The sequence below is a fragment of the Hymenobacter persicinus genome (genome assembly GCF_004167665.1).
Classification (GTDB): Bacteria; Bacteroidota; Bacteroidia; order Cytophagales; family Hymenobacteraceae; genus Hymenobacter; species Hymenobacter persicinus.
Genome location: NZ_SEWE01000077.1, coordinates 1 through 8832 on the forward strand (window position 1 = coordinate 1; position 8832 = coordinate 8832).

The window sequence follows — 8832 nt, forward strand, 5'->3', positions numbered from 1 at the left end:
AAGGCCCGACGCTCCCCAGCGTCGGGCCTTCTTGTTTAGTAAAGAGTTCGGTTTGGCTTCCGAGTGGGGCCCGGCTTAGTTACCGCCCAGGCGGCGCTTCTTTTCCAGGCGCGCCACGTGCTTGAGCAGCTCCCCCGAGTTGGTGATTTCCGTCACCTGCCAATGGTCACCCCGGTCGCGCATTTTCACTTCCACTACCATCGTCGTATCATACTTGGGCTGGGTGAACTCCAGCCCAACCAAGGCTTGGTCACCCTGCTCATTCACGTACTTGACGTCCTTGAACTGGCTGTCTGAATTCACGACTTTGCTGGCCAGGCCCAGCATCGAAATCTTCACCGCCCGTTTGGGCTGGGCGGCCGCGGCCGCCTCCAGCGAACCGGTTTCGATGTAGGTCTGTAGCTCTTTACGAGCTGCCTTGGCCAGTTGGGGCTTGAGCAATTGCAGGGCCCCTTTGAAGGCGAAACCACCTGGCATCAGGCCCACCACGGCGCTCTGATTGGCTACCTGATCAACGAGGCTGCCCGTTACGCTGCTCACGTCTACGTAGCGCTCAAAGGCGGCCATATCGTGGGTTTGAGTGGCCTTGGCGGCCTGCATCAGCGCGTACTTGGGCCCGGTGGTCAGGCTCCGGTAAAACAGGTAGCTGCCGATGGCCACGGCAGCGACAGCTAGGAGTAGAAATAGCTTTTTCATCAGCAGGAAAAAGGTCAAGAGTTGATTTGGCGCGCAAAATACCGCTTTTACTTCCGCTGCCCGTACGTTACGGGTTATGGTGGGCGCCGGCGGTTTTATCAGCCAGCCCAGCATTCAGTTTAGCTGCTTTGGGCCACTGCTTTTCGCGGCGTTGCGTATGCTGATCTACTATGAGCAGTCAACCTAGCCCCCTCGTTAGCCCTAGTTTTCCGCAGGTTCACGGCCACCGGGGCTGCCGCGGGCTGCTACCGGAGAATACGTTGCCTGCCTTTCTGCATGCCTTGGAGCTGGGCGTCGACGTGCTTGAAATGGACGTGGTTTTATCCGTCGATAACCAAGTGGTAGTGTCGCACGAGCCCTGGCTTTCTCCCTTGTGCCGCGACGCGCAGGGCCAGCCGGTGCAGGTTCATTCGGCTGAAAAGCACAATCTATACCGCATGCCCTACGCAGAAATCCGGCGCTGCGACTGTGGCCTCACGCCTCATCCTGGCTTCCCCGCCCAGCACCAGATGCCGGCCTACAAGCCCTTGCTGACCGACGTAATTCACGCCGTTGAACGGCGGGCTGCGGAGCTCCAGCGGCGCCCGGTAGGCTACAGTATCGAGATAAAATCGAGCCCGGCCGACGATAATATTTTCCATCCTGAACCCGCCGAGTACGCCGCGCGGGTGTTGGCCGTACTCCGGGCCGAAGGTATTCTGGCGCGGGTCACGCTGCTCTGTTTCGACAAGCGAATCCTGCGCGAAGTGCGGCGGCAGGAGCCAACGCTACCGGTATGCTTGCTCGTTGAAGACGAGCTACCCTATGCCCAGCACGCGGCTGAGTTGGGCTTCACGCCTGATGTGTATGGTCCCTATTTCGGACTGGTTTCGGAAGCGCTGGTCGCAGAGCTGCGGGCTCTCAACGTGCAGCTCGTGCCCTGGACTGTCAACCAGCCGGAGGATATGCAGCGCCTGCTCAAGCTCGGCGTTGCGGGTATCACAACGGACTACCCAGACCGGCTCTTAGAGCTGTTAAGAAGAGGGTAGGGGACACACCCAGTACAGTTCCGTGCACGACCGAACAGAAAGAGCGGAATGCAGAAAGGCCAAGTAGCCGGCAGGGCTAGATCCATATAGGTGTAAACTTTCGGTGTTCAGCCCGAAAACCTGTCTTGGAATCTGCTTTGAAGCTTTTTGGCGCGTTGTGTAACGGTTCTCGTTGATGTGTAACACATTGCTGTGTTCTGTATCAATGCAATATTTGCCCTGTAATTTGTAACATTGTTCGATATTTGTATCATTTACACTGTGTGTAATATGTATACAATTACAGGCGTGTGTTTGTACGTTTGAAACGGATTTAACATATTTACACTCTCATTGTATTACAACAGCTCTCCATGCCACATCAGGGTGAAATCCTTCAAGAAGCCATCAAAAACAGCGGTATTTCCATTACGCGCATTGTTGATGAACTAGGGATTACCCGCCCTACCATTTATCGTAAGTTCAAGGACGATACACTGGATTACGCTTTCGTAAAAAGAGTAGGTGATATTATAGGACACGATTTTTCCGATGACTTTACATCGTTACAACAAACAGTGTTGCCCTTTGTTTCATCATCTGTAACTCCGGTTGTTCGTGACAATGTAACAAGCCGTACATCAGTGTTACAGTCTTCGGATCAGGATGTGAATAAGCAACTCATGGCCCTTCAAACGAAGTACATAGCCCTGCTGGAGGCCTATAATGACCTCCTGCTGAAAGTGTACGGACCCAAGTGACAAAAACGTTCCACGTGAAACATTTTTGTCACTTGTTCGGTAGCAGCTGATTGCTAAAAGGGGGCGTGCCAAAGCCCAGGAAACGGGCTTATCAATACACAACCTGACACCGCTCCCGGTCGAGTAGATCGGGCTCATTGAGAACCGTGAGGGCCGATACGGCGTTGTCAAACTCCTGCTTGTAGCGCTCCTTGAACTCCCGGCGCTTGATGGCTTCAACAAAACGACGGGTGTCTTCGGGCGTCTCCAAAGCCAGGCCCGGTACGGGAGTAGGCTGGCCGTCGTCATCCTTGGCCACCATCGTGAAGTAGCAAGTGTTGGTATGCTTGACGGATCCGCTGCGCACGTCTTCGGCAATAACCTTGATGCCTACCAGCAGGGAGGTGCGGCCTACATAGTTGACCGAGGCCAGCAGGGAAACCAATTCACCCACTTCCACGGGTTGGAGAAAGTTTACCCCATCGACACTCACCGTCACGCAGTAGGTACCAGCATGCTTGGAGGCTGCCGCGTAAGCAACCTTGTCCATGAGGGAAAGTAAGATGCCGCCGTGGATCTTGCCGCCAAAGTTGGCATAGGCCGGAATCATAAGTTCGGTCAGCGTAACCCGGGAATAAGACACCGGGCGGAATTCGGGTTTAGGGAAAGACATGAGGAGAAAATGGGAGAAGAGATGAAACATGGTTGCCCACATAATTGAGGCTAAGCTGGAGCAACTACTGCCTAGCTCTTGCAGGAGACTTGGGAAGCAGACCGGGAAGCTGGCGCAGAAATCCTAAGAAAGAAAACCAGGCAATAGCCAGCCACCCATGCTGTCATCAGACAACTGCCGCGCCTAAAGCACCTGCACAAATAATAGGGGAGCCTGCAATAGGCCCAACCGGATAGATTCTGATGGCTGCTGATTCGGCCTGCCACGGACGAGCAGACGGATGCGCTATGCTGCTACAAGAAGACTACTTCTTGGATTACCTTTTCCCCGACTTCGGCATTGATAATTTCCAGCACCCGGGTTTTGGCCATGACCAGCTCGTGCTTGAGCGGGGCGGAAGTAAGCCGGACAAACAGCTTGCCCTGACTGATGTAGATTTCCTGGGTTTTCAAAGCCACGGCCTTGCCCATGATACGTTCCCAACTGGAAACTACCGTAACCTCATTAAGCTTGCCCTGTAGCCGGTAAGCCTTGAGCAGAGCCGTGATACCGTCCTTGAGCGTGACGACGTCCGCCTGCCGGGAATTTTCGGAACTGCTATGTTTTTTCAAGGCGGAGGGGTATAATAACGCGCGAAGCCAAACCGTAGCAACACCAGAAAATGTGGCAAGGCGGCTGGTTACAAAGGTAGTCCCGCAGAAAGTTAAAGCTCCGTGACGGTGCCTTTTTCTACCCAGAAACGGGTGATTTGCTCGGATAGATTGGCCAGTACCCGGTCAGTCCGGTCGAGGTGAGTATCGGTCAGGAATACTTGGCCAAAGGTCTGGTCGGCTACCAGCTGCAGCAGCCGGGTGATGCGCTTCTCGTCGAGCCGGTCGAAGATGTCGTCGAGCAGAAGCAAAGGCTTGTGCTGCTTCTGCACGGCCAGGATTTCAAACTGCGCCAGCTTGAGCGCAATGGCATACGACTTCTGCTGCCCCTGGGACCCGAAGCTCTTGACCGAACCCTCGTCCATCAGGAAGGTGAAGTCATCCTTGTGGGGGCCGGTGGTGGTGCGCTGCAAGGCCAGGTCCTTGCGCTCAAAGGTACGGAGCAGATGGGCAAAGTCAGCGCCGGGCAGCTGGCTCTTGTACTCCAGCGTTACGGCTTCGCGGCCGTCGGCGAGCTGCTGGTAATGGCGCTGGAAGATAGGGGTGAACTCCGCCAAGAACTCTTGCCGTAAGCGCACAATCTGCTCTCCGGCCGGCACCAGCTGTTCATCCAGCACGAGCAGGTAATCCCGGTCGTAGCCCTGCCGGTCGGCAGCCAGCTTGAGCAGGGAGTTGCGCTGGCGCAGGATGTGGTTGTACGAAATCAGCAGCTCGAGGTACTCGTGGTTGAGCTGGGAAATCAGGCTGTCGAAGTACTTACGCCGCTCCTCACTGCCCTGCCGGATCAGGTCGGTATCATAGGGAGAGATAAGCACGACGGGGAAGCGCCCAATGTGGTCGGAGATACGGTCGTAGGCCTGCTTGTTGCGGGTCACGGCTTTCTTCTGGCCCAGCCGCAGGCTGCACTGAATAGTGTCGCGGGCATCATCGGGCGGAGTGCAGAAGCGGCCTTTCACCACGAAGAACTCCTCGCCCTGCTTAATGCTCTGGGCGTCGGCGGTGGTGAAGGCGCTCTTGGTCAGGGCCAGGTAATGGATGGCGTCGAGCAGGTTGGTTTTGCCGCTGCCGTTGTCGCCGATAAAGCAATTGATGTGCGGGGAGAAACGCAGGTTAGCCTCGTCGTAGTTTTTAAAGAACAGCAGGTGCAGGTTTTCAAGAATCATTCGGGGTTCGGAATTGAAATCCTTTTACGTACTTTCGCATCCCAAACGCGAACAACTGAGCACGATGGCGGAGACGAAAGTAAAGGCTACTTCAAAACCTTCCAATTCGACGACTAAGTCGTCGGCCAAGAAGGCTTCTACTAAACCCACTGCTGCCACCGAAACGGTGAAGCAGCCTGATCCGGTATTGCCGCCCAATGGCAAAGCCAAAGGTGCCACCGACGCTCCCAAAGCTACGAGCCCCGCCCAACCCGAGTTTTCCAAAGAGACCTATATTACCTGGTATGAGCAGATGGTGCTCATGCGCAAGTTTGAAGAGAAGGCTGGTCAGCTCTACGGCCAGCAGAAGATTAAAGGTTTCTGCCACCTCTACATCGGGCAGGAAGCCTGCGTGGCCGGCGCCGTTTCGGCCCTGACCAAAGGCGACAAGTGGATTACCGCTTACCGCGACCATGCCCACCCGCTGGCTCTGGGCACTTCGCCCAACGCCATCATGGCTGAGCTGTTTGCTAAAGCCACCGGCTGCTCGAAAGGCAAGGGTGGCTCGATGCACATCTTCGACAAAGCCGTGAACTTCGTAGGTGGCCACGGCATCGTGGGCGGGCAGGTACCGCTGGGGGCTGGCATGGCCTTCGCCGAGAAATACAACAAGACCGGCAACCTCTGCATCTGCTACATGGGCGACGGCGCCGTGCGCCAGGGTGCCCTGCACGAGGCCTTTAACATGGCGATGCTATGGAAACTGCCCGTCATCTTCGTCGTGGAGAACAACGGCTACGCCATGGGCACTTCGGTACAGCGCACTTCTAACGTGACTGAGCTCTACACCCTGGGCGAGTCGTACGACATGCCTTCGGAGCCCGTGAACGGTATGAACGTGGAAGACATTCACCACGCCGTAGCCCGCGCCGCTGAGCGCGCCCGTGCCGGCGAAGGCCCGACGTTCCTGGAGTTCAAAACCTACCGCTACAAAGGCCACTCGATGAGTGACCCGGCTAAGTACCGCACCAAGGAAGAGCTGGAGGACTACCGCCAGCGTGACTCCATCGAAGCTGTGCGTCACACCATCCTGACCAACAACATGGCCACGGAAGAAGAGCTGGTGGCCATCGACGAGAAGATCAAGGCCCAGGTGCAGGAGTCGGTGGAGTTTGCCGAAACCTCGCCTTACCCCACGGCCGACGAGCTCTACAAAGACGTCTACGTGCAGCAGGATTACCCTTACATCCGCGACTAACTGCCCGCGGAACTTTACCCGGCCTTTGGGTCGTCTTTCCAGAAATCAACAGTAATGTCTAAGATTCCTTACACGCGCAACAGCCCGCAAAATCGTCCTCAGCAGCAGCAGGTACCGGCGGACCCTAATCAGCCCATCGGCGAGTACACGCCCGAGCACCCGCTGTTTGAAGACCCCGACGCCCTGGCCGCCCGGCTGGCCGAGTCGGAAGATTTTCTGCGTCGCAACAAGAACGTCCTGCTCGGCTTGCTGACGGTAGTGGTGCTGGCCGTGGTTGGAGCTTTTGGCTACTACACCTGGCGCACCTCGCAGGATGCCAAGGGGCAGGCGGCCATGTTCCAGGCCGTGAATTACTGGGAAGCTGACTCGCTGCAAAAAGCCATGAAGGGCGACGGGCAGTACGACGGCCTCGAGGCAGTAGCCTCGGAGTACAGCGGCACGAAGGCGGGCAACATGGCCAACTTCTACGCCGGCGTGGCTTCGCTGAAGGAAGGCAAGTTCCAGGCGGCCATCGACTATCTGGAAGACTTCAGCTCTGATGACCTGCTGGTGCAGGCTCGCGCTTACGCGCTGCTGGGCGACGCCAACCTGGAGCTCAACAAAGCCAAGGAGGCTGCCGACTTCTACAATAAGGCGGCGAACTACAACGCCAACGAATTCTTCTCGCCAGGCTACCTGATGAAGGAAGCTACGGCCCGCGAAATGGCCAAGGATTACTCCGGCGCCATTGCCGCCTACGACAAGATCCTGACCGACTACCAAAACTCGGCCGAAGCCACCGACGCCAAGCAGTTCAAGGCCCGGGCCGAAGGACTGGCAGGCAAATAGGCCGGTAGCCCAACACAGTAACAAGCTGCGCTTTTCCGCGAGGGGAGGCGCAGCTTCTGTTTTAATAAGACCCCGACCCTAGACCCTTTCCGAGTATGGCTACTTCCCTCAAAAACCTGAGCGACTACACTTCCGACCACTTCGTGGATATCTCCGACAAACGCTTCGGCATCGTCGTGGCCGAGTGGAACCGGGAAATTACGGACGTGCTCAGCCAAGGCGCTTACGATACCCTGCTCAAGCACGGCGCTAAAGCCGAGAACATTTACCGCAACACCGTGCCCGGCAGCTTTGAGCTGACGCTGGGGGCGCAGCTACTGGCCCAGCACGAGGAAATCGATGCCGTCATCTGCTTGGGCGTCGTTATCAAAGGAGAAACCAAGCATGACGACTATATCTGCCACGCCGTGGCCAGCGGTATCACCAACGTAGGACTGAAGTTCAACAAGCCGGTGATTTTCGGGCTTGTCACGACCAATACCCTCGAGCAGGCCTGGGACCGGGCCGGTGGCAAGCACGGCAACAAGGGAGTGGAGGGCGCCGTGGCGGCCATTCACATGTTGGGCTTCTAGCCAGCAGGCTCACCGGTAACTGGCTTAGAAAGGTCAACAATAGCACAATACCGGACAAAAGCGTAGCTTTGCGGCCGAATCCTGTCGGGTGGGAGCAAGGTAAGTGCAAGTCCACGGTTGTGTTTCCGACCCCGGCCTCGACAAACTAATTTGTCGGAGCTGATGTTAGGAGGCCATACACGTTTGCTACACTGCCAGCATAGCCGGGCAAGTCGCTAACCTTCAATACGTTAAATTTTCTCTGAACCAGCATGAGTGAAGAAAACCTACGGTATTCCAGGGAAGAACTGGTTGAGTTCCAGGATATTATCCAGGACAAACTCACCGCTGCCCGGAAGGAAGTTGCCTTTATCAAGGAAACTCTGAGCCGCCGCAACGATTCGGGCACCGACAATACTGCATCCTCATCGAAGGTGCTGGAAGATGGTGCCGACACTGCCGAAAAAGAAAGCCTGAACCAGCTGGCCTCCCGCCAGATGAAGTTCATCCAGCAGCTCGAAAATGCGCTTATCCGCATCAAAAACGGTACGTATGGCGTGTGCATCGGGACGGGTAAGCTGATTTCGAAGGAGCGCCTGCGCGCCGTGCCGCATACGCAGCACTCCATCGAAGCCAAGATGGCCCGCCGCGACTAGTCGCGCTTCTGCTACTACATGCTGCCCGGACTAGTACCGGCTCGTTTGGGCCGCGTTGCTGGTCCGGGCACTGTTTTCTGGGGTAATGCGTTAGTCCTGCTCCAGTTTCTGAACCAGATCATTTTCTCATTTGTACCGTAGCGATACGGCACGCTTTACTTGCAACTATGAGCAAGAAACATTTCTCCGGCGACAAGCCGGAACGCCGCCGCGACGCTGATTCGCGTCCGTACGGCAACTCCGGCAATGCCAAAGGCACCGGCAAATTCTCGCCCCGCCCCGCGGAAGGCAGCACCGGCAGCCGCTTCGGCAAGGATAATGCCCGCGGCTTTTCCTCGCGCCCTTCCTTCGACCGGCCCGCTAGTCGCCCCAACGAAGGTGGCGGGTTCGGTGGACCGAAGAAGTTTGGCGCCCAGGGGGGCTTCAACCGCACCGAGGGCTCCGGCGGCCGTGGGGGCTTTGCGCCCCGCCGCGACAACGATGACGCGCGCCGGCCATTCAACCGCGAAGGCGGTAACGACCGGCCTTCGTTCGGTGGCCGCGATGGTGGCAACCGCCCCGCTCGTCCGTTCAACCGCGACCAGGACAGCCGCCCGCCACGCTCCTTCGACCGGGACGCTCCGCGCCGCTT

The 8832-nt window shown here is 57.0% G+C and carries 10 protein-coding genes and 1 pseudogene; 7 read left to right on the plus strand and 4 right to left on the minus strand.

The window, feature by feature from the left end:
• Nucleotides 1-75 precede the first annotated feature (75 nt).
• Nucleotides 76-696, minus strand: coding sequence for a DUF2939 domain-containing protein (locus EWM57_RS20265; RefSeq protein WP_165370594.1), 621 nt, complete (start codon nt 694-696; stop codon nt 76-78).
• Nucleotides 697-866: 170 nt separating this feature from the next.
• Between EWM57_RS20265 and EWM57_RS20270 the strand changes: the two genes are divergently transcribed.
• The gene (locus EWM57_RS20270) at nt 867-1724 is read left to right on the plus strand and encodes a glycerophosphodiester phosphodiesterase family protein (RefSeq protein WP_129923129.1); all 858 of its coding nucleotides are present in this window, start codon (nt 867-869) and stop codon (nt 1722-1724) included.
• A 353-nt stretch (nt 1725-2077) separates the two neighbouring features.
• Nucleotides 2078-2464, plus strand: coding sequence for a helix-turn-helix domain-containing protein (locus EWM57_RS20275; RefSeq protein ID WP_129923130.1), 387 nt, complete (start codon nt 2078-2080; stop codon nt 2462-2464).
• Between the two features lie 91 nt (nt 2465-2555).
• Here EWM57_RS20275 and EWM57_RS20280 read toward each other — a convergent pair whose 3' ends face one another.
• From EWM57_RS20280 to recF, 3 genes are all read right to left on the minus strand, one after another.
• Complete coding sequence (locus tag EWM57_RS20280) at nt 2556-3116, minus strand: acyl-CoA thioesterase (RefSeq protein ID WP_242510160.1); 561 nt, start codon at nt 3114-3116, stop codon at nt 2556-2558.
• Between the two features lie 293 nt (nt 3117-3409).
• Nucleotides 3410-3727, minus strand: a complete 318-nt coding sequence (locus EWM57_RS20285) for a DUF721 domain-containing protein (RefSeq protein ID WP_129923131.1) — start codon at nt 3725-3727, stop codon at nt 3410-3412.
• Nucleotides 3728-3819: 92 nt separating this feature from the next.
• Nucleotides 3820-4929 (minus strand): DNA replication/repair protein RecF, encoded by a 1110-nt coding sequence (recF, locus tag EWM57_RS20290; RefSeq protein ID WP_129923132.1) that lies wholly within the window; start codon nt 4927-4929, stop codon nt 3820-3822.
• 64 nt (nt 4930-4993) lie between these two features.
• On the opposite strand from recF, the gene pdhA reads away from it, so the two are divergent.
• The 5 genes and pseudogenes from pdhA to EWM57_RS20315 form a co-directional block, all read left to right on the plus strand.
• On the plus strand, nt 4994-6166 hold the full coding sequence (gene pdhA, locus EWM57_RS20295; protein ID WP_129923133.1) for a pyruvate dehydrogenase (acetyl-transferring) E1 component subunit alpha: 1173 nt from the start codon (nt 4994-4996) through the stop codon (nt 6164-6166).
• A gap of 54 nt (nt 6167-6220) precedes the next feature.
• On the plus strand, nt 6221-6994 hold the full coding sequence (locus EWM57_RS20300) for a tetratricopeptide repeat protein (protein ID WP_129923134.1): 774 nt from the start codon (nt 6221-6223) through the stop codon (nt 6992-6994).
• A gap of 95 nt (nt 6995-7089) precedes the next feature.
• Nucleotides 7090-7566 carry a 6,7-dimethyl-8-ribityllumazine synthase gene (gene ribH, locus EWM57_RS20305; protein ID WP_129923135.1) on the plus strand — a complete coding sequence of 159 codons (477 nt, stop codon included), beginning with the start codon at nt 7090-7092 and terminating at the stop codon, nt 7564-7566.
• A gap of 251 nt (nt 7567-7817) precedes the next feature.
• A complete protein-coding gene (locus EWM57_RS20310; RefSeq protein ID WP_129923136.1) occupies nt 7818-8201 on the plus strand; it encodes a TraR/DksA family transcriptional regulator in 384 nt (127 codons plus the stop codon).
• A 167-nt stretch (nt 8202-8368) separates the two neighbouring features.
• A pseudogene (locus EWM57_RS20315) lies at nt 8369-8832 on the plus strand (hypothetical protein); the annotation flags it as partial.

Bases quoted from the DNA above. Each gene is read 5' to 3' on its own strand.
- EWM57_RS20265 (WP_165370594.1), bottom strand. From the start codon at position 696: ATGAAAAAGCTATTTCTACTCCTAGCTGTCGCTGCCGTGGCCATCGGC.
- EWM57_RS20270 (WP_129923129.1), top strand. From the start codon at position 867: ATGAGCAGTCAACCTAGCCCCCTCGTTAGCCCTAGTTTTCCGCAGGTT.
- EWM57_RS20275 (WP_129923130.1), top strand. From the start codon at position 2,078: ATGCCACATCAGGGTGAAATCCTTCAAGAAGCCATCAAAAACAGCGGT.
- EWM57_RS20280 (WP_242510160.1), bottom strand. From the start codon at position 3,116: ATGTCTTTCCCTAAACCCGAATTCCGCCCGGTGTCTTATTCCCGGGTT.
- recF (WP_129923132.1), bottom strand. From the start codon at position 4,929: ATGATTCTTGAAAACCTGCACCTGCTGTTCTTTAAAAACTACGACGAG.
- pdhA (WP_129923133.1), top strand. From the start codon at position 4,994: ATGGCGGAGACGAAAGTAAAGGCTACTTCAAAACCTTCCAATTCGACG.
- EWM57_RS20300 (WP_129923134.1), top strand. From the start codon at position 6,221: ATGTCTAAGATTCCTTACACGCGCAACAGCCCGCAAAATCGTCCTCAG.
- ribH (WP_129923135.1), top strand. From the start codon at position 7,090: ATGGCTACTTCCCTCAAAAACCTGAGCGACTACACTTCCGACCACTTC.
- EWM57_RS20310 (WP_129923136.1), top strand. From the start codon at position 7,818: ATGAGTGAAGAAAACCTACGGTATTCCAGGGAAGAACTGGTTGAGTTC.